Genomic DNA, 22,869 nt, shown 5'->3' on the forward strand with positions numbered 1-22,869 from the left:
ACCGGGACAAGCCCGGCCATGACGACAGAGTTTAGGTCGTCCTGAACTGAAGCACGCCATCCTTGGTCTCGGCGGTCAGCCGGCCCTCGACAATCATGTAGTTGACGTGCGCGACCAGTTCGCCGGCGGCAAAGCCCATCTGGTGTTCGTCCAGCACATGCTTGTTGAACACCACCGGCACCAATGCGCGCGAGGTCTGCGGCACCTCGCGGCACGCTTCCGCGATCAGGCGGCAGCGCTCCTCATGGTGGTCGGCGAGCTGCTTGATGCGGGTCTTTAATCCGTAGAACGGCACGCCGTGCCCGGGCAGCACCAGCAAATCATAGGGCAGGGTGGTGGTGAGGCTTGCGAGCGAAGCCAGATATTCGCCGAGCGAGTTCTGGTCGGGCTCGACCGCCCAGACGCTGACATTGGGCGAGATCTTGCTCAGCACCTGGTCGGCGGAGAGGAACAGCTTGTCGTCGGCGCAATACAGCATCACCTGGTCGAGCGCGTGGCCGCCGCCGGTGATCACCTTGAAGCGGCGCGCGCCGATCACGACCTCGTCGCCATGCGAGATGCGGCGATAGGACGGCGGCAGCACCGAGACGCGCTTGAGATAATCCTGGCCGCGGCCGAGCAGCTTTTCGGTGAGCGACTCATCCATGCCGTGGCGGCGGAAGAACAGCCGCTGTGCCTCGCGCCGCTCGTCGGTGCCGCGATTCTGGTGATAGACCGATTGCAGATATTCGACCTGCGACATCACCAGCGGACAGTTGAACCGCTCGATGATCCAGCCCGCGAGGCCGACATGGTCGGGATGCGAATGCGTCACAATCAGGCGCGTGATGTTGACACCTTTCAGCGGCCCGTCAAACAGCTTCGTCCAGGCCTCGATCGTCTCCTCATTGCCGAAGCCGGCGTCGACCATCGCATAGCCGTCGCCGTCGGCGAGCAGGTAGATGTTCACGTGGTTGAGGCGGAACGGCAGCTTCAGCCGCGCCCACAACACGCCGGGCCGCACCTCCACGACCTCATCGGGGCCGGGGTGCTGTTCCCATGGGTAGCGCAGGGCCTCGGCCGAGGACTGCACGGTGTCGGTTTTCGATTGCATGCTACCGGCTTAAACCCACCGGGCGCGCCGCGCCAGCCGAAAAAGGACGCGGGTGCGGCCCGCATAGCGGTCATTCCGGCAGTTTTTCCGTAGCCCGGATTTCGCGGCGCTCTATCTCGGCTACGAGACTCCGGCCGGAACGACGGGAGGCGTTTTACGCCGCCCGCATGTTGTTGAGGAACGCGTCGATCTCCCCGCGGAGCATGTCGGCCTCGCGGCGCAGCGCATCGGAGGCGCCGAGCACTTCGGTCGCCGCAGCGCCGGCCTCGGCGGAGGCGGTGGAGACGCCGACGATGTTGCTGGAAACCTCGCTGGTGCCGCCGGCCGCATGCTGGATGTTGCGGGCGATCTCGCGGGTGGCTGCGCCCTGTTCCTCGACCGCAGCCGCAATCGTCGTCGTGACGTCGTTGATCTCGCCGATGATCCGGCCGATGCCCTGGATGGCGCCGACGGCCGAGGTCGTGACCTGCTGCATGCTGGCGATCTGGGTTCGGATCTCTTCGGTCGCCTTCGCGGTCTGGCTCGCGAGGCTCTTCACCTCGGAGGCAACCACCGCGAAACCGCGGCCGGCCTCGCCCGCGCGCGCCGCCTCGATGGTGGCGTTGAGCGCGAGCAGATTGGTCTGCGAGGCGATCGTCTGGATCAGATCGACGACGACGCTGATGCGGCTGGCGCTGTTGGCGAGGCTCTGCACCGTCGTATCGGTGGCGCCGGCCTCGTCGACCGCCTTCTTGGCGATCGCGGCCGAGGTGACGACCTGCTTGCTGATCTCCTCGATCGAAGACGAGAGCTGCTCGGTACCAGACGACACGGTCTGCACGTTGACCGAGGTCTCCTCCGCGGCGGAGGCGACGGCGTTCACCAGGGCGTTGGATTGCTCGGCGGTCGTCGACATGCTCTGTGCGGTCGACTGCATCGAGTTGGCCGATTGCGCGAGATTGTTGAGCGCGGTGCGTACCGTGCCCTCGAATTCCGCGATCTTCGCCTCCATGTGCGCGGCACGCTCGGCCTTGACGACGCGGTCCTTGTCTTGCTCGCTCGCAAGCGCCCGGGCCTCGATCATGCTGTCGCGGAACACTTGCAGCGCGTCTTTCATCGCGCCGATCTCGTCATTCTGCCGGGAGCGGACAATCTCGGTATCGAGATCGCCGGCCGAGAGCAGCTGCATCGCGCGCTGGAGCTCGCGGATCCGGCGCAGGATGTTGCGGCCGACATAGAGCCAGACGAACAGGGCCGAGCCGACCAGCGTCAGCGCGCCCAGCGCCAGCATGGCGGTGGTGGCGAGCGAAATCTCCTGCCGGGCCTGGAAGGTAGACGCATTGGTCTCCTTCTGCACGCCGTCGACGAGCTGCTGCACGCTGATGCCGAGACCGACATTGAGCTTGCGCGTCTCGTCCAGAATGGTCTGGCCGTAGTCGATGGCGTCGAGCTCCTTCTCGCGGATCTTGAACACGCCGGTCTTGCCCTCGCCGAAGGCGAACAGCTTCTGCACGGTGTCGCGCACGGCCTGCATCGAGGGAATGTTCGGGAGATCCTCGATGTTCGACTTGACGCGGTCGCGGGTCGTCTTGAATTCCTTCTCGATCGCCTCCAGCGTGTCGCTGTTGTTGGCCGAAAGCGCCGCCATCATGTCGGCGGCCATCAAATTGCCGTTGGCGGAGACCGTCGAGATCTGGGCGACGGTGCGGGCGGCTTCGGTGGCATCGTCCGCGGAGAGGTCGGCGGCGCCGAGGATCGCGTTCAGGCGCGTCTGCGTATCCAGCATCGCCGGACCGGCGGCGCCGACGAAGGCGAGCTGCGCCTTGCGCAGCGCTTCATACTGCTTGTCGTGCAGCGCGCCGGTGTCGAGCCGTTCGCGTGCGGCCGACACCAGGCTCTGCGTCGCTTCGTCGATGCTCTTGACGGTGTCGCGCAGCGCGCTCGCGGTCTGCTGGTCGGCGCCGAGCTCGATGATCTCGCCGAGCTTGGCCATGGCGAGCTGCTGGATCTCCTGCACCTTCTTGGTGCGCTCCTTCAGTGCTTCGTCGGAGGGCGACGCGAGAAGCCCCGGACCCTGCGCCGCGAGCGTTGCGCTCTGCGAGGCGAGCTGGAGGCTGGCCGAGAGGCGCGGGATGTCGCGGCCGCTGAGATCCATCATGGTCGAGCCCAGATGGTTGAACACGAAGCCGGCGCCGGCTGCGATCACCAAGCCCATGCCCGCGATCACCGCGAAAGCCGCAAAAAGGCTGCCGCGCAGGCCCCATTTCGGCATTTTGAAGCGAGGCTTGAAACGACCAAGGCTCAGACGGATCGCCATCGAAATTCCCCCACACCCGTGATCTCTTATATTTTCGCTGCGGAGTATCCGTGGTGCCGGTTAAAAAATCGCAAGTTGCACAATTGGTTGCGTTCGTTCCGCAGAGCGAAAAAAGAAAGGGCCGGCAACCATGTCGGCCCTTGATCGCGAAGAGGTTTTGACGATCGATCAGTAGCGCGCGACGGCCGAGTTGGCCCAGTTGAAGCGGTAGTTGACGCCCGCCTTGATGGTGTGGTCGTCGGTGGTGAAGTTGCCGGTGCCCGCCAGCGGGCCCGCGGTGAAGTGCGCGTCGCCGAAATTGTAGTACTGGTACTCGGCCTTGGCCGACCAGTTCGGGGCGAACATGTATTCGAGGCCGGCGCCGACGGTGTAGCCGTTGCGGTGATCGCCATCGATGATGAAGCCGGTCGGCACGCCGCCGACCGTGACCTTCTCGTTGTTGTCCGAATAGGCGTAGCCGCCCTTTACGTAGAGCAAGCCTGGACCCCAGGTGTAGCCGACGCGGCCGGTGATCGAGCCGAGGCCGCGCTGGTCGTTGGTGTAGGCGACACCGCCCGGGAACACCGCGCCGACATTGCCGGAGAGCCAGGAATACTGGCCTTCGACGCCGACCACGAAGTTCGGGTTGAGCTGCCAGTCCGCACCGACCTGCACGCCGCCGAGGAAACGGCCGTTGCCGTTGTTGCCGGTGGAGAGGCCGTTGAAATTGTTGTCGCTGGAGAATGCGCCGCCGACATGTGCACCGATGTAGAAGCCGGTCCAGTTGTAGATCGGCGCGGCATAGGCCGGCGCAGCCTTGCTGTAATAGGGGCGGGCGCCGAGGTCGGCACCGATCGCCGGCGCAGCCGCGCCCACCACGAGCAGCGCCACGGTCGCAAACAGAATCTTCTTCATCGTCCAAACTCCAACACTCAGGTCCCCGGCAGGCGCGCTTTCCGCGCCGTCGTCGGTTATGCAGATAGCTTGCTTTTGTCGAAAATGCTGTCACATGCGTGGCACAGCGACACCCAACCTAACGTATTGGGCTGCAAATGCTTTTCGTACTTAATGGCGGCTTAAGAAGTGCTGAAGGAAGGCTTAATCTTGCAGCCTTCGGGTAACTTGCGCGCGTCTTTTATTAACCACGACGCCGCCGCTATTAACCAAGACGCCGCCGCGCCTCGTCGCGCATCTGCGCGCGGAACGCGGCGCGCTTTGCGGGCCGGTCTTCCTCGCGCACGTCGTGGCGATCGAAGATGTCGAACTTCTCCAGGATCGGATAGCGCTCGCTCGCCATCGCCAGCACGCGCAGCACCTTGGTTGCGTCCACGGTCGGGCCGCTCACCTCCCAGCGCCTGATCGTGACGGCGCCGGTCGCCGCCGGCAGGCCGCACAGTTTTGCCATGTCGGCGACCGTGAGCTCCCGGCCGAGCACCTCGGACAGGTCGGCGCGCAATTGCTTCAGTTCAGGGCCCGTCATGTCACCTCAATACGCGAAGTCGATGAGGTGAATGCACTAGCGCTGATTCGGGTCCATCCGAAGGCAGCGCTGACCGTGGTAGTGTTTCCGCGCCGGTCGAGCGTCAGCGAGGGGAAATCGCATGCCCGTGTTCAAGCTGCCCCTGTCGGGGGATGTCGTCCAGTCCATCTATCCGTCGTTCTTCAGTCCGACTGGCGGCCAGTTCGGCCTCGTCAACATCACGGTCGGGCAATCCTCGGCGCCTGATGTCGAGAAGGACGTGCTGTCCGACGTCGCCGGCTACGGCAAGCAGATCGGCCAGATTGCGGATGCTCTCCTCGCCGTGATCGAGCATCTGGAAGCACATCCCGGAAATGTGCTCGCGGACGACAAGGCGATTACCGCCTTCAAGGAGTTGATACATTCGGTCGCGACCGTGAAGGAGCGCCACGGCCGCAAGGCGTGCCGACCGAAGCGACGGTGACGGCTTGACATTGCGGTGGTCCGGCACATGTGCACGTGCACGGCGTTGTCTGTCTGGTCCGTATCGAAACCGTTCGGCCAGCCACGCCGGTGAAAGGATCAGCCATGACCAAAGCCAGATTTGCGCTTGCCGCCCTCATCACCGTCGGGCTGGTGGTGGCACCTTTCGCCGCTGAAGCGAAGAGGCACAGGTCCAGCAGGCACACCAGTACGACCGCCGTACTGGCTCCAACCTATGGAAGCTCCGGCGTGACCGCGACGCAACCCAGGACGTACGGGAGTTCCGGACAGTCGGTCGGAACGGTCACGGCGCCTTCAGTCGGCACGTATAACTGGCCGTCGGTCGGCGTGACCAACGCCGTCCCGACCTGGCGCAATACCAATCCGCGGTGAGATCGAGGGCCGAGGGAAGTTGCGGCCTGGCCCTGACGGACATGGCCAATGTTTCGCCTACCCGTCGAAGCGCAGGCTCACCTGGACGACGTTGCGATCGTCGTGAAAGCACGGGCGGGTGCGTCAGGGGTGTCGATTTGTTCGCAGCTATTGCGCGTATCGAACACGGTCTGCCCGGGCCCGGTGACGCTGGCCGACACCACGGGCGGGGCGGGTGGTGATGGCGGCGCGGAGGCTGCATCGACGCACGGCGCGGTGAAGGACACGCTCAGCGCCAGCAGGATCGGGAGCGCGTTGGTCCATCGCATGGGAATCGACGTTGGTTAACGTTGAGATGACATGCTGACGATGACTTGCGGCAGGCGGCGCCGGCAAATACCGCCCATTCAGGAGCTTGAGGATTTGGTGTGAGAAGCCGTACCACGCAAGGCCGGCTCAGACGCGGAGGCGGAGGTGATCGACGCCTCTGGCGCCGAGCGCTGCGCGATCCACCGCCGATATTGTCGCGTCCGGAATGCGGTGGCGCCCTGTTGCAGGATCAATGCCCATAGCGGCGACACTTTTGGATCAGGGCTTCCGCCCCGGCTCAATCGCCGCAACTGGAATTTGACGGCGGCCATGTTGGCGAGCGAGGCCAGGGTCTTGTTGGTCCATGTGATCGGCTGAAGTTCCGGGGTGGTGTCCTTGCCGAGACGCCAGTCGCGCGGCAAATGCGGGTCGATCGCCAGCGCCGTGGCGATGCCGACCATGTCGACCCCGCTCTCGGTGACTTGATCGGCAACCGCGCGCCGGCGAATGCCTCCGGTGATCATCAGCGGCATCCGTGCCACCGTTCTGATGTCGCGGGCAAACTCCAGGAAGTAGGCCTCGCGGGCGAGTGTCCGGCCGTCGCGCGACTGCCCCTGCATCGCCGGCGCCTCGTAGCTCCCACCCGAAAGCTCCACGAGGTCCACGTCGAGATCGTTGAGCATCTCGACCACCTGTCGGGCGTCGTCGCTGCTGAATCCCCCGCGCTGGAAATCGGCGGAATTGAGCTTGACGGCGACCGCGAAGCCCAAAGATACCTTGGCGCGAACGGCCTTCACGATCTCCAGCAACAGGCGCGCCCTGTTCTCGAGGGGGCCGCCCCACGCATCCGTTCTTAGGTTGGTGCGCGGCGAAAGAAATTGGTTGAGCAAGTAGCCGTGAGCGGCGTGGATCTCGACCCCGGTGAACCCGGCGTGCTCGCCCAGTCGGGCCGTCCGTGCAAAACGCCTGATGACGTCGGCAATGACATCCTCGGTCATCGCCTCCGGCACGGCGAAACGACTGGACATCTTGCCGAGATCCATCGCCACGGCTGAGGGCGCCCAGGTCTTCTGGCCGAGATTGGCCTGCATCTGGCGGCCCGGATGGTTGATCTGAAGCCAGACCTGCGCGCCTCGGGACCGGCCAATGTCGGCCCAGCGCCTGAACCTGTCCAAATGACTGTCGTCCTCCAGCACGACGCCGCCCGGTCCCGTCATCGCGCGCCCGTCAACCATCACGTTGCCGGTGATGATCAAGCCAGCCTCGCCATCCGCCCAGGACTCGTAAAGACGCATCAATTTCTGCGACGGCGCCTGATCCGCGTCGGCCATGTTCTCTTCCATCGCGGCTTTGGCGATGCGGTTGGGAATGACCGAGCCATTGGGGAGCGTCAGCTTCTCGAACAGTTTCAAGGATTTCATCGAATACATTTCATCGAATACCTGGCTTGATTGCGCCCCGACCCTACCCTTAAAGTTAACTTTAAGGTCAACCCCCGCGTGAGGCCCGGTATGAGGATTGGAGAACTGGCGGCCCGCAGCGGCCTGACCGCGTCCCGCATCCGCTTTTACGAAGCGAGCGGCTTGATCAGCGCCGTCGAGCGCGGCGCGAACAATTATCGGGAATACACAGCGGACGCGGTCATGCTGCTGGAGATCATCACCAGCGCCCAGAACGCCGGGTTCTCGCTTCAGGAGATTCGCCGCCTGATGCCGCCAAGGTTCGATGCCTGGCACCATGACGAACTCCTGGACGCGCTGAGGCGGAAGGCTGCCGAAATCGAGACGCTGCGGGAGCGCCTGGCCGAGAGCCTGGAACGTCTGCACGCCATCATCGAAACAATCGAGACCAAGCCGGAAGGCTTGAGCTGCGGCGACAATGCAAAGCGGGTGATGACCCGCTTTCGCAAACAGAGCGAGCCGGCTCCAAAGAGGAGACGAACGCCCGCACGAGGTCGTCCTAGAGCATGATCCGGTAGAATGTGCGGAGGGTTTTCCGAATGCTTGAACAGGCGTCTCAAAGCGAGCGCCCGCCTCAGGCGCCCCTGCGGCTCTGCTGACCGATCACGCAGCGCCAGGCCGCGAGGCGCTCGGCGGGATGCTGGTTCATCCATTCGGCGAGCTGCGGCGCGCCCATCAGGCACGATGTCATCGTGACGTCGGCGAAGTCCGAGGTGGTGACGATCTGCTCGTGGCAATTGGCTGGAGAGGAAAGGCTGCAAAGCACGGCGATGATCTTGATCACGAAAGGTTACTCACGCCGTTGCCGCCGATCGCGACCTTGTCGTGCCGCTCACTGACCGGATCAGCCGGCGGGAAGATGCTGTCGTAGATCGCTCGTGCTTCCTGAATGAGGCGAACGCGTTCGCGCTCGGATTTTGAGACAAACTGAATAACCTGGCCCATGTCGGCTCCAAACTGGCAAGTCCATCATCACATGATGGAAATCATTCCATCCTGATGTGGGGTGCAGCCTGGAGCTTTGAAGTCGTGTCGGCGGTCACGAGGAATAAAAAGCGCGTGACTGCAATTGTCCGGTCGGAACGGGATACCGATGGCGCCGCGTTGATGCGGTCGCAGATTTGGGCTCCGCCGCGCAAATTGGGTAATGAACGGCATCGAGCGGCGAACGCGACCTTGCGAAGATCGTCACTTGCCGTGATCTGCGGTGACGTCGGTGATGACATGGCGAAGCCAGGCGTGGGCCGGCTGGTTGTCGAGCCGGCGGGGCCAGATCATCGATGTTGCGATTGACTTGGGTGAGCGGGCCAATTGTCTCAGCGCGAGCTCACCGCCGTGCGCCATGTTGATCGCGACCCTCGACGGGAGAACGGCGACGAGGTCGGATGTCGCGAGAATGCGTGCCGCTGACAAGATAGGCGCACGCACGACGGGCCGCCGGTGCGGTCGCGAGGGCTCTGCCCCACCCAAGGCGGCGTCGCTGCCGAACCGTGCGGACGAAATCTCCAGCTGCGCGGCGGCGGCGAGCTTTTCCCTGGAGATTTCCCGGTCCTTCGCAAGTGGATGGTTCTTGCGCATAACGAGCACGAAATCGTCCTGGATCAGCCGCCTCTGCGTGAAGCGCTCGGCCGCAGTATCGGACGGGCCGATCGCGAGCTGAAGTTCGCTCCGATCGAGCAGGTCGATGACGTTCAGCGTGCCGCTCGGACGGAAATCCAGTCTTACTCCCGGAGCTAGCCGCGCGACCGCGGCCGCTATGGGTGCGACCAGAACGATCGCCGCGTAATTATCGACAGCGATGTTGAATGACGCGGTGGCCTTGGCTGGATCGAACTCGTCCGGCTCCAGCGCCTGTCGCAGGCCGTCGATGGCCGCGCGGATCGGGACGGAGAGCTGCTCTGCGCGAGGAGTCGGCACCATGCCATGTGGGCCGCGCACGAACAGCTCGTCCTTCAACATGTGACGAAGCCGGCCCAAGGCATGGCTCACGGCCGGCTGGCTCAGGCCCAGGCTCTGGCCGGCGCGCGTGGTCGATCTCTCCCTCATGACGGCATCGAACACCGAAAGGAGGTTGAGGTCGACGGCGCCGAGACGCAGAGGCGGGGCTTTCACAGGGCCACCTTAATTCATAATCGATATACCCGGATTATAAGAATGCATTATCTGAATGGCGATCTCAATCGTATTCTCCTGGTTATTGCATCGTGGCCGGTGCCGCAGTCGGGCCGGCGATGGTGAGAGGCCTGGCCCGGCACGACCGCCCACGGCTTCCGGGAGATTGGAACATGCTCGCAATCGTGCGGCTGGCGCTGGCGCGACCCTATACGTTCGTGGTGATGGCGGTGCTGATCCTGATTTTCGGCACAACCGCGGCGTTACGGACCCCGACGGACATCTTTCCCAACATCAACATTCCCGTCGTCAGCGTGGTGTTCAGTTACACGGGCCTGCCCGCCGACGACATGGCGGGCCGCATCGTCACATTCTACGAACGCTCGCTGCCCAACAGCGTCAACGACATCGAGCACATCGAATCCCAGTCGATCGTCAACTACGGCATCATCAAGATATTCTTTCAGCCGACCGTGAACATCAACGCCGCGCTGGCGCAGGTCAACGGCATGTCGCAGACGGTGCTGAAGCAGATGCCGCCGGGCATCACGCCGCCGTTGATCCTCAGTTTCAACGCGTCGAGCGTCCCGATCCTGCAACTCGCTCTGTCGAGCCCCCAGATGTCGGAGACGCAGGTCTACGACTCCGCACTCAACTTCATCAGGCCGGCTTTGGCGCCTGTTCCCGGCGCCACTCTGCCGCTGCCGTTCGGCGGCAAGGTGCGGCAGGTGCAGGCGGACCTCAATCAGCGGGCGCTCCACCAATATGGGGTCTCTGCGAACGACGTGATCAATGCGCTGTCCCTGCAGAACCTGATCACGCCCGTCGGAACGCAGAAGATCGGCTCCTACGAATACACCGTGAATCTGAACGACTCGCCGAAAGCCATCGACGCCTTCAATAATCTTCCGATCAAGACGGTGAACGGCACCGTGGTCTACATGCGCGACGTGGCCTACGTTCACGACGGCAATCCGCCGCAGACCAACGCGGTCCGGGTCAACGGCGCCAGCGCCGTGCTGTTGACGGTCATGAAGGCCGGCGTGAGCTCGACGCTCGACATCATCAACAACGTCAAGGCGCTGTTGCCGTCGATCTCGAAGACCCTTCCGAGCAGTCTCAAGCTGACCCCCGTCGGCGACCAGTCGGTCTATGTCACGGACGCCGTCTCGAGCGTGGTCAAGGAGGGCATCATCGCCGCAGTCCTCACCGGCATGATGATCTTGCTGTTCCTCGGCAGTTGGCGCTCCACGCTGATCATCACGCTTTCGATCCCGCTCGCAATCCTGGCCGCGCTGGCGGGCCTCTCGGTGCTCGGAGAGACCATCAACGTGATGACGCTCGGCGGCCTTGCGCTCGCGGTGGGCATCCTGGTCGACGACGCCACCGTCACGATCGAGAACATCAATTGGCACATGGAACAAGGCAAGGCGATCGAACCGGCCATCCTGGACGGTGCCCGCCAGATCGTGGTGCCGGCGACCGTCTCGCTGCTCTGCATCTGCATCGCCTTCGTTCCGATGTTCGGCCTGGGCGGCGTCGCCGGCTATCTGTTCCGGCCGCTCGCCGAAGCCGTGATCCTGGCGCTCGCCGCCTCTTACGTGCTGTCGCGTACGCTGGTGCCCACGATGGCCAACTATCTGTTGCGCAATCAGCAGATCCATCACGGGGGCGAGGGCGCCGGCGCGCCTCCGTCGCGCAACCCGCTCACCCGCTTCCAGCGCGGCTTCGAGCGGGTGTTCGAGGGCGTTCGCGCGCGATACCGCGGCCTGCTGCAGCTTTGCCTCGGCAACCGCGTCAAGGTCATCGCCGGCTTCCTGATCGTCAGCGTTCTTTCGTTCGGGCTGGCGCCCTATCTCGGACAGGACTTCTTCCCGACGGTGGACGCCGGCCAGATCAAGCTCCACATCCGCGCTCCGACGGGCACCCGGATCGAGCAGACGGTCAGTCTCAGCGACAAGGTCAGCGCCGAGATCCAGAAGATCATTCCAAAGAACGAGATCGGAGGCATCGTCAGCAACGTCGGCCTCAGCGTCAGCGGCATCAACATGGCCTACAACAATTCCGGCACCATCGGCGTCGGCGACGCGGACATTCTGATCAGCCTGAACCCGAACCACGCGCCGACGGACGACTACATCAAGACCATGCGGGAGAAGCTGCCGCAGCAATTCCCGGGCACATCCTTCGCGTTCCTTCCCGCCGACATCGTCAGCCAGGTGCTGAATTTCGGCGTGCCGGCGCCGATCGACGTCCAGGTCGCCGGCAGGGACCTTGCGGCCGATCGCCAATATGCCAACGCGTTATTGACCCGGATCAAATCGATCCCGGGCATTGCCGACGCGCGCATCCAGCAGGCGTTCCAGCAGCCGACACTCGACGTCAACGTCGACCGGTCGATGGCCTCGCTGGCGGGCCTCAGCGAAAAAGACGTCGCGACAGCCATGCTCACGACGCTGTCCGGAAGCTCCCAATCGTCGCCGACCTACTGGCTGGATCCGAAGAATGGTGTGTCCTATGCGGTCTCGATCCAGACACCGCAGCGCGACATCGACACCATGACCGGCCTCCAGAACATCCCGGTCACCTCCACGACTGGCGCGAACACGCAGTTGCTCGGCGGCATCGCCGACGTCGCGCGCAGCCGCAGCAATGCCGTGGTCTCGCACTACAACGTCTCACCGGTCATCGACATCTACGCCACGCCGCAAGGGCGCGATCTGGGCGCGCTCGCCACCGACATCCAGAAGACGATCGAGGACACCTCGAAGGACCTCCCGCAGGGGGCCAGCGTAGCCTTGCGCGGCCAGGTGAGCACGATGACGAGCGCGTACCAGCAGCTCTACGTTGGGCTCGCCGCCGCCATCGTGCTGATCTACCTGCTCATCGTCATCAATTTTCAGTCCTGGCTTGACCCGTTCGTCATCGTCATGGCGCTGCCCACCGCCTTGGCCGGAATCGTCTGGATGCTGTTCGGCACTGGCACGACGTTGTCCGTTCCCGCGCTGACTGGCGCGATCATGTGCATGGGCGTCGCGACCGCAAACAGCATCCTGGTGATCAGCTTCGCCCGCGAGCGCATGGCGGAAGGTGCGAGCGCGTTCGAGGCGGCGTTCGATGCGGGAAGTTCGCGCTTCCGCCCCGTACTCATGACCGCACTTGCGATGGTTATCGGCATGCTTCCGATGGCGATCGAGCCCGGCCAGAACATGCCGCTCGGGCGTGCCGTCATCGGAGGCCTGATCTTCGCGACCTGCGCCACGCTTTTTCTGGTTCCGACCATTTTCAGCCTGGTGCACGGCGGGGCATCGACGCGTCTCGCCCGAGACCACTTCAACGAATTGAGCGGAGCGACCGATGTCGACGGATAACGTTAGAGCGCCTGCGAAGCGCAGCCTGCTGACCGTTGCAGGCGCCATCCTTGCGTTCGTCGGGCTTATCGCAGGCTACGGCTTCATGAGCCGGGCGCAGAGCAAGCAGGAGGTCGCGGACTGGACCAACCAGCAGACGACCGCAACGGTTTCACTGGCATCGTTTATCCCGACGCCTCCGAATCAGACGCTGACACTGCCGGGCAACGTCCAGCCCTTTAACAAGGCCGCGATCTACGCACGTGTGAACGGTTATCTGAAGAGCTGGGACCACGACATCGGAACCTCGGTCAAGGCTGGGCAGACCCTGGCGATCGTCGATGCGCCCGATCTCGACCAGCAGCTCAGCCAGGCCAGGGCGACGCTGGCAAGCGTGCGCGCCAACCTCCAGATCGCGAACCTGACGGCCTCGCGCAACAATATCCTGCTTCAGAAGCAGATCGTCGCGCAGCAGCTCGCCGACCAGACCGACGCCGACGCCAAGGCGAAAGAGGCTGTCGTCGACGCCAACGAGGCGAATGTTCGACAGCTCGAGGCGATGCAGTCGTTCAAGACGCTGGCCGCGCCCTTCGACGGTGTGGTCACGGCCCGCAACGTCGAGATCGGTATGCTGATCTCGGCTGGTGGAGCAGGACAGCCGCTGTTCGAGGTGTCGGACCTGCACCGGGTGCGCATCTACGTCCAGGTGCCGCAGTCGTTCTCCGCAGGATTGAAGCCGGGAATAGTCGCGACATTCGAGATGCCGCAATATCCCGGGGTGCAGTTCGACGCGACACTGTCGCACATCTCGAAGTCGATCAACAGCGCCTCTCACAGCATGCAGGTCGAGCTGCAGGCCGACAATTCCGAGGGAAAATTCTTCGGCGGCGCCTATTGTAACGTCCACTTCAAGATCCCATCCGATCCGAACCGGCTTCGAATTCCGTCGACGGCGCTCGTTGTCGGCAACAAGGGCACGCAAGCGGCCGTGCTCGATGGCAACAAGGTCGTATTGAAGACCATCGAACTGGGCCGCGACTTCGGCGACAGCGTCGAAGTGCTTGCGGGACTGTCGCCGTCCGATCGTGTCGTTAACAATCCGCCGGAAACGCTGGCCAACGGCGATACCGTCCAGGTCGCCGCTGCGCCACCGTCATCCTGACGTCGAAAGCGAGGTCGCCATGGGTGAATCGGTTCGCGATGTCCGGCTGGACCTGTTCAGAGGATTGGCGAACTGGGCGATCTTCCTGGATCACACGCCGCATGAAGTCCTGAGTTGGCTGACCATCAAGAACTATGGGTTCAGCGATGCCGCGGATCTGTTCGTCTTCATCTCCGGATATACGGCTGCATTGGTCTTCCTGCGGATCATGCGTGAAAGCGGATATGCCTCCGCCGCAGCGAAGGTCATGAAACGGGTGTTCCAGCTCTACGCGGCGCACCTTTCCGTGCTCTTCGTCTACGTTGGCGTCATCGTCTGGGTGTCGTTCGCTTCCGGCGATCCCGACGACGTCAATCAGTTTAACGTTGCCGCATTTTCCGCAGCGCCGTTTCGCGCGTTCGGACACGCGCTGCTTCTGGGATACAAGCCGGTCAATCTCGATGTGCTTCCTCTCTACATGGCGTTGCTGGCGGCATTTGTGCCGGGCATGTGGCTTCTGGCCAAGAGTCCGTCCCTGACCCTCGTCCTCTCGTTGTTCATTTACGTTGCGTCACGGCACTTCGGTTGGAACCTTCCTGGCGCCGACGGAGGCGTCTGGTTTTTCAATCCCTTGACCTGGCAACTCCTGTTCTTCATCGGTGCGTGGACTGGCTTCGGAGCGACGCGGCCGATCGAACCTATCCTGCGCTCGGATTTTGTCTTCTGGCTCGCGGTCGGCGTCCTCATATTGACATTCGTCGTCGCGCTGCAGTCCGACGTCGGCGCGTTGCCGCAATGGATGCCTAACCCGTTCGACCCCGCGCATAAGACCAACCTCGCGCCGTCGCGGATCATTCACTTCATCGCTTTGGCCGTCGTTGCGAACAACCTGCTGCGACCGGACTCGCCGATTTTGCGCTGGCGGGCGTTTGCTCCGATGATCGCCTGTGGCAAGCGCTCGTTGCCGGTATTTTGTTGCGGCGTTGTGCTCTCGTTCTGTGCGCATGCCTTGATCGAGCTGAGCGCGAACGCGCTGTGGACGCAGATCGCTGTCGGATTGGTCGGACTGTCGCTCATGACGGCGATCGCTTACGTCTCCGGAGAGTTCATGAGACGATCCAAGGCCCGAGCCGTACCGATGCGAGCGATCGCGATAATTGGATGGACCAGCCGTCCGTGAAACGAAGCCGCCACACGGACAATCCTCTGCCGCAGAATGAATTTGTTGCGGAATCAAAGACGCGGCCCATGGAGCTCGACCCCGTCAGGCAGCTGGCGTGGGAGATCGCCTCAATCAGCCTATATTTCGCAGAGATTCACCAGATATGGGCAAGCGCGTTAGGGATAAGCTATCCGCAGTGGAGGATCCTCATGGCACTAACCAAACCAGCCAAAGAGGATGGTGTTGCCGTAAATATCGTCGCCAAGATGCTCCACGTCGAGCCGTCGTTTGTTACGTCTCAATCGAAGGCGCTGGAGAAGGAAGGATTTCTGTATCGAAGGCCCTCATCGATCGACAGGCGCGTGGTCCAGCTGTCGCTTTCTGAAAAGACTCGTCGGCAGCTGGCAAATCTTATCGGACAACAAACGACCCTCGAAGAGTTCATCTTCATGGACTTCACAGCGGCGGAGAGATCCGACTTCATAGCCATGCTGACAACTCTCAAACTTCGTATCGGCAAAGTACGGCATAAAGCCGCGCTCGATTGCCTGGGTGTCGTTCTTCCCTCGCGATCATAACGACGCAGATGCGAAGCAAGGACGCGGGCCGGTCGCCTATGCCGCCGGCATACGCTCCTTCTGCCCCGGCACCGCCGCCAGCAGCTCGCGCGTATAGGCATGCTCGGGCGCGGCGAAGAGCTGCGCCGTCGGCTTCAGCTCGACGATGGCGCCGCGCTGCATCACCGCGATCCGGTCGCAGATTTGGGCTGCGACGCGCAGATCGTGGGTGATGAACAGCATCGACAGGCCGAGGCGCGCCTTCAAATCCTCCAGCAGCTTGAGCACCTGCGCCTGCACGGAGACGTCGAGCGCGGAGACGGCCTCGTCGGCGACGATGATCTCGGGTTCGAGCGCGAGGGCGCGGGCGATGCCGACACGCTGCCGCTGCCCGCCGGAGAATTCGTGCGGGTAGCGGTCGAGCGCGCCGGCATCGAGGCCGACCATCCTGAGGAGATCGCGGGCGCGGTCGAATGCCACCTTGGGATCGGTGCCGGCCGCGATCGGACCGTCGGCGATGATGTGGCCGATCTTGCGGCGCGGATTGAGGGAGGCGAACGGATCCTGAAAGATCATCTGGATGCGATGGCGCTCGGCGCGCAGCGCCTGGCCTGAGAGCGAGGTGAGATCGGTCTCCCCGATCCGCACGGTGCCGCGGTCGGCTTCAATCAGCCGCATCACGAGGCGGGCCACCGACGACTTGCCGGAGCCGGATTCGCCGACAAGGCCGAGCGTCTCGCCTTTCAGGATCGTGAAGTTGACTTCGCGCGCGGCGTCGACGCGGCGGTCCTCGCGGAACCAGCCGCCTGGCGTGACATAGGTCTTGTCGAGCCCGATGACCTCGACGGCTTTGGCCTGATCGTCGAGCGGTGCGCGCGCCGGCGGGTCCATCGTCGGCACGGCGGCGAGCAGCGCCTTGGTATAGTCGTGCTGCGGCGCGTTGAAGACGGTCGCGGCAGGGCCTTCCTCCACCACCTTGCCATGCCTGAGCACCACGACCTGGTCGGCGATGTCTGCGACCACACCGAAATCATGGGTGATGAACATCACCGCCATGTTGCGGTTGCGCTGGAGGTTGCGGATCAGCTTCAGGATTTGCGCCTGCGTGGTGACGTCGAGCGCGGTGGTCGGCTCATCCGCCACCAGCACCGCGGGCTCGAGCGCGAGCGCCATCGCGATCATGGCGCGCTGGCGCTGGCCGCCCGAGAGCTGGTGCGGGTAGGCGCGCACGATGCGCTCGGGGTCGGGCAGGCCGACCTCGCGCGCCAGCGACAGCGCCTTCGCACGCCGCTCCTTCGGGGAGAGCAGGCCATGCGCCTCGAACATCTCCGCCATCTGGTCGCCGATCCGCATCAACGGATTGAGCGCGGTCATCGGCTCCTGAAAGATCATCGCGAGCCTGCGGCCGCGCAAATCGCGCCAGCCGTCATCATCGAGCTTGAGCAGGTCGCGGCCTTCGAACTGGATCTCGCCGGAAGTGACGTTCACTGTGTCCGGCAACAGGCCCATCAGCGCATGCGCGCACATCGACTTGCCGGAGCCGGATTCGCCGACGACGCAGACGATCTTGCCGGGCCGCAAATCCAGCGAGAGGCCGTCGACCGCGAAGGGACGCTCGGCGCCCTTGGGCAGCGCGATCCGCAAGTTCTTGATGGAGACGGCGGGCGGGGCGGTCATCATCAGCGTCCCTCCCGCGACAGCCGCGGATTGAGCGCGTCGTTGAGACCTTCGCCGATCAGGTTCAGGCCGAGCACCGAGATCAGGATCGCGACGCCGGGAAACACGGTGATCCACCAGGCCTGGCGGATCACGGTCCGGCCGGCGCCGACCATGTAGCCCCAGGAGATCAGATTGGGATCGCCGAGGCCGAGGAACGACAGCGAGGATTCCAGCAGGATCGCGGTTGCGACCATCAGCGAGGCCAGCACGATCACCGGCGACAGCGCATTGGGCAAAATCTCGCGCAAAATGATCCAGGTGTTGCTTTGGCCGGTGACGATAGCGGCCTGGACATATTCGCGGGTGCGCAGCGACAGCACCTCGCCGCGCACGAGGCGGGCGACCGGCGGCCAGCTCACCACAGCAATCGAGGCCACGATCGAATAGATCGAGGGCTGTAGGATCGCGACCAGCACGATCGCGAGCGCGAAGCTCGGAATGGTCTGGAAGAATTCGGTGAAGCGCATCAAGGCGTCGTCGACCTTGCCGCCAAAATAGCCGGCCATGGCGCCGATCGGCATGCCGACGATCAGCGCGACGAGGGTGGAGACGAGGCCGACGAGCAGCGACACGCGTGCGCCAAAGATCATTCCGGCGAACACGTCGCGGCCGAGCGCGTCGGTGCCGAGCGGCACGGTCGAGAGCGTGAAGGGCGGCAGGAACGGCCGCTGCACCATGCGCCAGGGCGAATTCGGGAACAGCAGCGGGCCGAACACCGCGACCGCAATCGCGAGCAGCAGGATGATGAGCCCGATGACACCGCTCGGGCTGCGCAGCATCGATTTCCAGAACTGTTTCATGTGGCGTATTCGATGCGCGGATCGACCAGGCGGTAGACCAGGTCGGTGATGAGATTGAAGATCAGGACCATGACCGAGCAGGTCACGAAAACGCCGAGCAGGAGGTTGTAGTCGCGCTGCAGCAGCGCGTCGTACATCAGCCGCCCGATGCCGGGCCAGGCGAACACGGTCTCGGTGATGACGGCGCCGCCGATTAGCGTGCCGGCATGCACCCCGGCGAGCGTCACCACCGGCAGCAGTGCGTTGCGCAGCACGTGGCGGCGCTGGATCACGGCATCGCTGAGGCCCTTGGCGCGCGCGGTCTTGACGAAGTCGAGCCGCTTCACCTCCAGCATCGAGGCGCGCGTCATGCGGGTGTAGGTTGCCATGAAGAACAGGCCGAGCGTCATGGCCGGCATGATCAGATGCGCGCCGACATCGAACATATGGGCAAGCCCGGAATAGTTGGCGCCGACCGTTTCATAGCCGAAGCTCGGCAGCCAATCGACCGTGACCGAGAACAACAGGATTCCCATCAGCGCCACCCAGAAGATCGGCATGGCGTAAAAGATCAGCGCGAACACGGTGATGGCGGTGTCGAGGAAGGTTCCGGCAAAACGCGCGGCGAAGGTGCCGAAGAGCACGCCGAGCACGAGCGATATCGCGAACGCGGTGAGCGTCAGCAGCAGAGTCGCCGGCAGCCGCTCCAGGATCAGCTTCGACACTGGCGCCTGCTGGCGGAACGAGAAGCCGAGATCGAGGGTCGCGATGCCCTTGACGTAGATGAAGAGTTGCTCGGGCAGCGGCTTGTCGAGGCCGAACTTTTCCCGCAGCTGCTGGACGAAGACCTGGTCGCTGGCCCCGGCCTCGCCCGCCATCACGACTGCGGGGTCACCGGGCGCAAGCCGGATAAGGAAGAAATTGAGGACGACGATCGCGAGCAGGACGATCACGCCCTTCACGACACGCTGAGCGACGAAGGAGAGCATATTTAGAGCGACGCTTGTTTGACTTGATTGCTACCGCGGCGATGGTGCGCCTCCTCTCCCGCTTGCGGGGGAGGGGTGGGGTGGGGGTGCTTCCGCAGAGGGGGTCTTCGAGTGGAGAGAGCCCCCACCCGCCGCGCTCTGGCGCGCAAGTGCGCTGCCGAGCGCGTCGACCTCCCCTGCAAGCGGGAGAGGTGCAGCGAGTTTGAGGCTCGATCAGAAGTCATGCCGCTTGGACCATAGCGCGTCGACCTCTCCCCGCAAGCGGGGCGAGGTGAAGATTCGGCTCTTCACTTATCGAGCCATGCGTCCTTGAAGCCGTCATTGACCCCGATCCCGGTGGTAATCAGGTTCTTGACCTTGCAGCGCGTGATGGTCGGGAATTGCAGCTCGAGCATCCAGGCTACCGGCACGTCCTCGACCAGGATCTTCTGCGCCTTCTCGTAGATCTCCTTGCGCTTGGAATCCGGGGTTGCGACGGCGCCGTCGGCGAACAGCTTGTCGATCTCCGGGTTGGAGTAGCCTTCGACGTTGTTGAAGATCTGGCCCTTGGCGATCGCGCTGGAGACGTAGTTGCGGCCCACCCCGAGCGCGGGATCGCCATACTGGTAGAGATAGGTGAAGGCGATATCGTAGTCCCAGTCACCGATCTTCTGGTTGCCACCGGCGACGTCGGTGGCGATCGTCTCGATGTTCATGCCGACGTCCTGGAGGTTCTGCTTCACGGCTTCGCCCCAGCGCTGCCAGGTCTCGCCATAGGCGAGCGGCAGCATGCGGATCTTCTCGCCCTTGTAGCCGGCTTCCTTCAGGAGCGCCTTGGCCTTGGCCGGATCGTAGGGATATTTCGGCACGTCGTCGGTGTAGAACTTGATGGTCGAGGCCGACGGACCGGTGGCGACCTTGCCGAGCCCGTTCCAGATCACGTCCTTGGCGAAATCGCGGTCGATCGCGTACATGATCGCCTGCCGCACCCGCTTGTCGGCAAGCGGACCCTGGCGGTTGTTCAGCCACAGCCAGGCGAGCGGCGAGAAGAATTCCCAGCCGGCGCCAGTGACGCATGTGTCCTTCAGCTTGGACAGCCGCGGCACGTCGAAGTTTTCGACCGAGCCGCCGGGCAGCACGTCGACCTTGCCGGTCTCGTATGCGACCGAGCGCGCGGCGGCGTCCGGAATGATCTGCCAGTAAATCTCGTCGAGATAGGGTTTGCCCTTCTCGTGGTAGTTCGGATTCTTGACCAGGCGGATGAACGAGCCCTTCTGCCACTCCTTGAACATGAAGGGGCCGGTGCCGACCGGCGCGTTGTTGTAGGGGTTGGTCTTCCAGTCGGTGCCTTCATAAAGATGCTTCGGCACCATTGGCATCGAGCCGACCTCGAAGATGCCGAGGAACGGACCGAACGGCTGTTTCAGCGTGAACACCACCGTGTAGTCGTCGGGCGCCTCGACCTTTTCGACCTGCGTGAGGTTGTTGCGGGCGCGTGCGTGGGTCTGCTTCAGCATCTCGATCGAGAACAGCACGTCGGCGGCGGTGAAGGGCTTGCCGTCATGCCAGGTCACGCCCTTCTTCAGCTTGAAGGTGTAGGTCTTGGCGTCTTCGCTGACGCTCCAGCTCTCGGCCAGTTCCGGCTGCAGTTCGAGCTTGGGGCCGTAGCGCAACAGGCCCTCGAAGATGTTGCCCGAGACCATCTGGGTCGGGCCGTTCTGGATCATAGCAAGCATCAGGCCGGGCGGCTCGGGCTGGATCACGGCATTGATCACGCCCCCCATTTTCGGCTCTTGCGCCAGCGCCGAGGCGGTGAGGCCGCACGCCAGGACGAGACCAAGCAACACTCGTTTCGACATATCGTATCTTTCTCAAGCGAGGCCGGCCGTAAACGCTTCGCGACGTCGTCGCGCGCAAAGCTACGGCCGGCCCATCCCAGTCCCCATCCGGTATCGAGGCTCACATAGTCTCATTCGGCGCCGCAAGATGAAAGTCTCGACAGTGTTCGCACAAAAAATGTACAGCGCGTCCTGTTTTCACTTGATTCATTGTCCTGTCGCGGAGACAAGTCGGCCATGGACAATGCCACACGCTCCGAACGGTCCCGCAACGCCGCTCTCGAGGCGGCGATCGCGATCATCGCGCGCGACGGGCCCGGCCGTCTGACGCTCGATGCGATTGCGCGCGAGAGCGGGCTGAGCAAGGGCGGCGTAATGCACCAGTTCCGCACCAAGGAAGCGGTGCTGAAGGCGCTGCTCGAGCGCCAGATGGCGCATTTCGAGGAGTTTTCGAACCGTTATCAGGCGAAGGTGAGCGGCACATCGGAGAACCCCGAGCTCGCGACCCAGCTTGCGACCGTACGCGAAGCCGCCAGCGCGCCGAATTCAGCGGCGCTCGCGCTGGTCGCTGCCATGGTCGAGAATCCCGGCCTGATGACTCTTCCGCGCGATCGCGAGATGAAGCGGGTCGCGGCCATCAAGGCCGAAGCCGCCGATCCGGATCTGGCGCTGCTGCGCTGGGCGGCGGCGCGAGGACTGCTGCTGAGCGGCCTGTTCGGCATGTCTCCGCTGAGCAAGGCGGAGCATGATCGCCTGTTCGCGCGTCTGCTGGACGATAAGCAGTGGACCGGTCTCGAACAGCCGTCCGGGACGCGCTCCGCAAAATCCGGCGCAGCACTGGCGGCAAAGGCCGCAACCCCGCGCAAGCGCGCCTGATTCATCGTTAACAAAGTCCAACCGGCCGCTGCCCAAAGCTGCGCCTGCGGCCAAATGCGCCGGACCGTAGTTCCGCACTTTACAAACCAACTGGTCGGTTTTATAAATGGAAACACTGAGGCGGCCCAAGGCTTCCGACATGGCCCCGGACGAAGCCTTGGGCTGGCAATGGTGAAGACCGCAGCCGCGTCTGGTCCCGTACGCGGCTGCGGTCGCCATTGGCTTTCGCAAAGTCACGAGAGGAGTCTGGAATGGATCGCTCGATCGCCCTGCGCGGTCTGGGAACGCTGGTGCTTGGCGCGGCCGTAGCCGGCTGCGCCTCCGTCGCGCCCGTGCCCTATTCGGAGATGGCATCCTCGGCCTACATGGCTCCCGACAAGTCGGACGCCTCCGGCCGCGTACCCTACCGCTATTCCACCCAGGTCGACTGGCGCGCCTATAACAAGGTGATCCTCGAACCCGTGGTGGTCTACCGCGGCAAGGATCACCAGTTCGGCGACATGTCCGACAAGGACAAGGCGACGCTTGCCGCCTACATGCAGACCCGGTTCGCCGAGCGGCTGCGCGGCCGCTTCATGCTGGTACGCGACCGCGCGCCGAACACGCTGCGGATCCGGCTGACGCTCACCGGCGCCGTCACCAACACGCCGGTGCTCGGCACGCTCTCCCGCTTCGATCTCGCCGGCGCCGTCTACAACGGCGTGCAGGCCGCGCGCGACGGCGAGGGGATGATGACCGGCTCGGTCATCTATGGCGTCGAGATTTTTGACGCTGCCACCTCGCGCCTGCTCACCGCCTACGTCACCAAGCAATATCCCGGCGCCTACGACATCAAGGCCAGCGTCGGCTCGCTCGCGGCCGCCAACGCCGGCGTCGACAAGGGCGCCGACGCGCTGATGGCGCAACTGAACTGACG

Annotated in this window: 22 protein-coding genes; 10 read left to right on the forward strand and 12 right to left on the reverse strand. The window is 63.7% G+C overall.

Going from position 1 to position 22,869, the window contains the following annotated elements; translation table 11 throughout:
• Nucleotides 1-31 precede the first annotated feature (31 nt).
• The 4 genes from ABIB73_RS22100 to ABIB73_RS22115 all read right to left on the reverse strand — a co-directional run bounded on the left by ABIB73_RS22100 (nucleotide 32) and on the right by ABIB73_RS22115 (nucleotide 4,848).
• Nucleotides 32-1,093 (reverse strand): MBL fold metallo-hydrolase, encoded by a 1,062-nt coding sequence (locus tag ABIB73_RS22100; RefSeq protein ID WP_354227283.1) that lies wholly within the window; start codon nucleotides 1,091-1,093, stop codon nucleotides 32-34.
• A 154-nt stretch (nucleotides 1,094-1,247) separates the two neighbouring features.
• Nucleotides 1,248-3,389, reverse strand: coding sequence for a methyl-accepting chemotaxis protein (locus ABIB73_RS22105; RefSeq protein ID WP_354227284.1), 2,142 nt, complete (start codon nucleotides 3,387-3,389; stop codon nucleotides 1,248-1,250).
• A 168-nt stretch (nucleotides 3,390-3,557) separates the two neighbouring features.
• Nucleotides 3,558-4,283: an outer membrane protein gene (locus ABIB73_RS22110; protein ID WP_354227285.1), complete on the reverse strand. Its 726-nt coding sequence runs from the start codon at nucleotides 4,281-4,283 to the stop codon at nucleotides 3,558-3,560.
• A gap of 244 nt (nucleotides 4,284-4,527) precedes the next feature.
• Entirely contained in the window at nucleotides 4,528-4,848 is a 321-nt protein-coding gene (locus ABIB73_RS22115; RefSeq protein WP_354227286.1) for a hypothetical protein, read from the reverse strand.
• A 121-nt stretch (nucleotides 4,849-4,969) separates the two neighbouring features.
• Here ABIB73_RS22115 and ABIB73_RS22120 point away from each other — a divergent pair, with 121 nt between their 5' ends.
• From ABIB73_RS22120 to ABIB73_RS22130, 3 genes are all read left to right on the forward strand, one after another.
• Nucleotides 4,970-5,311 (forward strand): hypothetical protein, encoded by a 342-nt coding sequence (locus ABIB73_RS22120; RefSeq protein WP_354227287.1) that lies wholly within the window; start codon nucleotides 4,970-4,972, stop codon nucleotides 5,309-5,311.
• Between the two features lie 104 nt (nucleotides 5,312-5,415).
• Nucleotides 5,416-5,703, forward strand: coding sequence for a hypothetical protein (locus ABIB73_RS22125; protein ID WP_354227288.1), 288 nt, complete (start codon nucleotides 5,416-5,418; stop codon nucleotides 5,701-5,703).
• 48 nt (nucleotides 5,704-5,751) lie between these two features.
• Entirely contained in the window at nucleotides 5,752-6,030 is a 279-nt protein-coding gene (locus tag ABIB73_RS22130) for a hypothetical protein (RefSeq protein WP_354227289.1), read from the forward strand.
• Nucleotides 6,031-6,089: 59 nt separating this feature from the next.
• Here ABIB73_RS22130 and ABIB73_RS22135 read toward each other — a convergent pair whose 3' ends face one another.
• Entirely contained in the window at nucleotides 6,090-7,403 is a 1,314-nt protein-coding gene (locus ABIB73_RS22135) for an NADH:flavin oxidoreductase/NADH oxidase family protein (RefSeq protein ID WP_354227388.1), read from the reverse strand.
• Nucleotides 7,404-7,502: 99 nt separating this feature from the next.
• Here ABIB73_RS22135 and ABIB73_RS22140 point away from each other — a divergent pair, with 99 nt between their 5' ends.
• Entirely contained in the window at nucleotides 7,503-7,961 is a 459-nt protein-coding gene (locus ABIB73_RS22140) for a MerR family transcriptional regulator (protein WP_354227389.1), read from the forward strand.
• Between the two features lie 64 nt (nucleotides 7,962-8,025).
• Here the strand turns inward: ABIB73_RS22140 and ABIB73_RS22145 are convergent, their stop codons facing one another.
• From ABIB73_RS22145 to ABIB73_RS22155, 3 genes are all read right to left on the reverse strand, one after another.
• On the reverse strand, nucleotides 8,026-8,235 hold the full coding sequence (locus tag ABIB73_RS22145) for a hypothetical protein (protein WP_354227290.1): 210 nt from the start codon (nucleotides 8,233-8,235) through the stop codon (nucleotides 8,026-8,028).
• Nucleotides 8,232-8,396 carry a hypothetical protein gene (locus ABIB73_RS22150; protein WP_354227291.1) on the reverse strand — a complete coding sequence of 55 codons (165 nt, stop codon included), beginning with the start codon at nucleotides 8,394-8,396 and terminating at the stop codon, nucleotides 8,232-8,234. The genes ABIB73_RS22145 and ABIB73_RS22150 overlap by 4 nt, the downstream gene beginning before the upstream one ends.
• Before the next feature lie 243 nt (nucleotides 8,397-8,639).
• Nucleotides 8,640-9,563: a LysR substrate-binding domain-containing protein gene (locus ABIB73_RS22155; protein ID WP_354227292.1), complete on the reverse strand. Its 924-nt coding sequence runs from the start codon at nucleotides 9,561-9,563 to the stop codon at nucleotides 8,640-8,642.
• Between the two features lie 173 nt (nucleotides 9,564-9,736).
• On the opposite strand from ABIB73_RS22155, the gene ABIB73_RS22160 reads away from it, so the two are divergent.
• Genes ABIB73_RS22160 through ABIB73_RS22175 form a run of 4 tightly spaced genes read left to right on the forward strand, consistent with a single transcriptional unit; the run spans nucleotide 9,737 to nucleotide 15,794 of the window.
• Complete coding sequence (locus tag ABIB73_RS22160) at nucleotides 9,737-12,934, forward strand: efflux RND transporter permease subunit (RefSeq protein WP_354227294.1); 3,198 nt, start codon at nucleotides 9,737-9,739, stop codon at nucleotides 12,932-12,934.
• Nucleotides 12,921-14,075 (forward strand): efflux RND transporter periplasmic adaptor subunit, encoded by a 1,155-nt coding sequence (locus ABIB73_RS22165; RefSeq protein WP_354227296.1) that lies wholly within the window; start codon nucleotides 12,921-12,923, stop codon nucleotides 14,073-14,075. The genes ABIB73_RS22160 and ABIB73_RS22165 overlap by 14 nt, the downstream gene beginning before the upstream one ends.
• Nucleotides 14,076-14,094: 19 nt before the next feature.
• On the forward strand, nucleotides 14,095-15,234 hold the full coding sequence (locus tag ABIB73_RS22170; RefSeq protein ID WP_354227298.1) for an OpgC family protein: 1,140 nt from the start codon (nucleotides 14,095-14,097) through the stop codon (nucleotides 15,232-15,234).
• On the forward strand, nucleotides 15,216-15,794 hold the full coding sequence (locus ABIB73_RS22175) for a MarR family winged helix-turn-helix transcriptional regulator (protein WP_354227300.1): 579 nt from the start codon (nucleotides 15,216-15,218) through the stop codon (nucleotides 15,792-15,794). Before ABIB73_RS22170 ends, ABIB73_RS22175 begins: the two co-directional genes overlap by 19 nt.
• 36 nt (nucleotides 15,795-15,830) lie before the next feature.
• Here ABIB73_RS22175 and ABIB73_RS22180 read toward each other — a convergent pair whose 3' ends face one another.
• From ABIB73_RS22180 to ABIB73_RS22195, 4 genes are all read right to left on the reverse strand, one after another.
• The gene (locus ABIB73_RS22180) at nucleotides 15,831-17,450 is read right to left on the reverse strand and encodes an ABC transporter ATP-binding protein (protein WP_354227391.1); all 1,620 of its coding nucleotides are present in this window, start codon (nucleotides 17,448-17,450) and stop codon (nucleotides 15,831-15,833) included.
• A 2-nt stretch (nucleotides 17,451-17,452) separates the two neighbouring features.
• Complete coding sequence (locus ABIB73_RS22185; protein WP_354227302.1) at nucleotides 17,453-18,292, reverse strand: ABC transporter permease; 840 nt, start codon at nucleotides 18,290-18,292, stop codon at nucleotides 17,453-17,455.
• Entirely contained in the window at nucleotides 18,289-19,260 is a 972-nt protein-coding gene (locus ABIB73_RS22190; protein ID WP_354227304.1) for an ABC transporter permease, read from the reverse strand. The genes ABIB73_RS22185 and ABIB73_RS22190 overlap by 4 nt, the downstream gene beginning before the upstream one ends.
• A 287-nt stretch (nucleotides 19,261-19,547) precedes the next feature.
• Nucleotides 19,548-21,098, reverse strand: coding sequence for an ABC transporter substrate-binding protein (locus ABIB73_RS22195; protein WP_354227306.1), 1,551 nt, complete (start codon nucleotides 21,096-21,098; stop codon nucleotides 19,548-19,550).
• 216 nt (nucleotides 21,099-21,314) lie between these two features.
• On the opposite strand from ABIB73_RS22195, the gene ABIB73_RS22200 reads away from it, so the two are divergent.
• Together ABIB73_RS22200 and ABIB73_RS22205 are read left to right on the forward strand one after the other, a co-directional pair.
• Nucleotides 21,315-21,953, forward strand: a complete 639-nt coding sequence (locus tag ABIB73_RS22200) for a TetR/AcrR family transcriptional regulator (protein WP_354227308.1) — start codon at nucleotides 21,315-21,317, stop codon at nucleotides 21,951-21,953.
• Nucleotides 21,954-22,204: 251 nt separating this feature from the next.
• Nucleotides 22,205-22,867, forward strand: a complete 663-nt coding sequence (locus tag ABIB73_RS22205) for a DUF3313 domain-containing protein (protein WP_354227310.1) — start codon at nucleotides 22,205-22,207, stop codon at nucleotides 22,865-22,867.
• The last annotated feature ends 2 nt before the right edge of the window (nucleotides 22,868-22,869 follow it).

The sequence above is a fragment of the Bradyrhizobium sp. F1.4.3 genome (assembly GCF_040548375.1).
Taxonomy (GTDB): Bacteria; Pseudomonadota; Alphaproteobacteria; order Rhizobiales; family Xanthobacteraceae; genus Bradyrhizobium.

Excerpts from the sequence above, each read along its gene's own strand:
- ABIB73_RS22125 (WP_354227288.1), top strand. The coding sequence starts at position 5,416 with ATGACCAAAGCCAGATTTGCGCTTGCCGCCCTCATCACCGTCGGGCTG.
- ABIB73_RS22175 (WP_354227300.1), top strand. The coding sequence starts at position 15,216 with ATGGACCAGCCGTCCGTGAAACGAAGCCGCCACACGGACAATCCTCTG.
- ABIB73_RS22190 (WP_354227304.1), bottom strand. The coding sequence starts at position 19,260 with ATGCTCTCCTTCGTCGCTCAGCGTGTCGTGAAGGGCGTGATCGTCCTG.
- ABIB73_RS22120 (WP_354227287.1), top strand. The coding sequence starts at position 4,970 with ATGCCCGTGTTCAAGCTGCCCCTGTCGGGGGATGTCGTCCAGTCCATC.
- ABIB73_RS22110 (WP_354227285.1), bottom strand. The coding sequence starts at position 4,283 with ATGAAGAAGATTCTGTTTGCGACCGTGGCGCTGCTCGTGGTGGGCGCG.
- ABIB73_RS22170 (WP_354227298.1), top strand. The coding sequence starts at position 14,095 with ATGGGTGAATCGGTTCGCGATGTCCGGCTGGACCTGTTCAGAGGATTG.
- ABIB73_RS22115 (WP_354227286.1), bottom strand. The coding sequence starts at position 4,848 with ATGACGGGCCCTGAACTGAAGCAATTGCGCGCCGACCTGTCCGAGGTG.
- ABIB73_RS22130 (WP_354227289.1), top strand. The coding sequence starts at position 5,752 with ATGTTTCGCCTACCCGTCGAAGCGCAGGCTCACCTGGACGACGTTGCG.
- ABIB73_RS22165 (WP_354227296.1), top strand. The coding sequence starts at position 12,921 with ATGTCGACGGATAACGTTAGAGCGCCTGCGAAGCGCAGCCTGCTGACC.
- ABIB73_RS22140 (WP_354227389.1), top strand. The coding sequence starts at position 7,503 with ATGAGGATTGGAGAACTGGCGGCCCGCAGCGGCCTGACCGCGTCCCGC.
- ABIB73_RS22205 (WP_354227310.1), top strand. The coding sequence starts at position 22,205 with ATGGATCGCTCGATCGCCCTGCGCGGTCTGGGAACGCTGGTGCTTGGC.
- ABIB73_RS22100 (WP_354227283.1), bottom strand. The coding sequence starts at position 1,093 with ATGCAATCGAAAACCGACACCGTGCAGTCCTCGGCCGAGGCCCTGCGC.
- ABIB73_RS22160 (WP_354227294.1), top strand. The coding sequence starts at position 9,737 with ATGCTCGCAATCGTGCGGCTGGCGCTGGCGCGACCCTATACGTTCGTG.
- ABIB73_RS22150 (WP_354227291.1), bottom strand. The coding sequence starts at position 8,396 with ATGGGCCAGGTTATTCAGTTTGTCTCAAAATCCGAGCGCGAACGCGTT.
- ABIB73_RS22180 (WP_354227391.1), bottom strand. The coding sequence starts at position 17,450 with ATGACCGCCCCGCCCGCCGTCTCCATCAAGAACTTGCGGATCGCGCTG.
- ABIB73_RS22195 (WP_354227306.1), bottom strand. The coding sequence starts at position 21,098 with ATGTCGAAACGAGTGTTGCTTGGTCTCGTCCTGGCGTGCGGCCTCACC.
- ABIB73_RS22105 (WP_354227284.1), bottom strand. The coding sequence starts at position 3,389 with ATGGCGATCCGTCTGAGCCTTGGTCGTTTCAAGCCTCGCTTCAAAATG.
- ABIB73_RS22185 (WP_354227302.1), bottom strand. The coding sequence starts at position 18,292 with ATGAAACAGTTCTGGAAATCGATGCTGCGCAGCCCGAGCGGTGTCATC.
- ABIB73_RS22200 (WP_354227308.1), top strand. The coding sequence starts at position 21,315 with ATGGACAATGCCACACGCTCCGAACGGTCCCGCAACGCCGCTCTCGAG.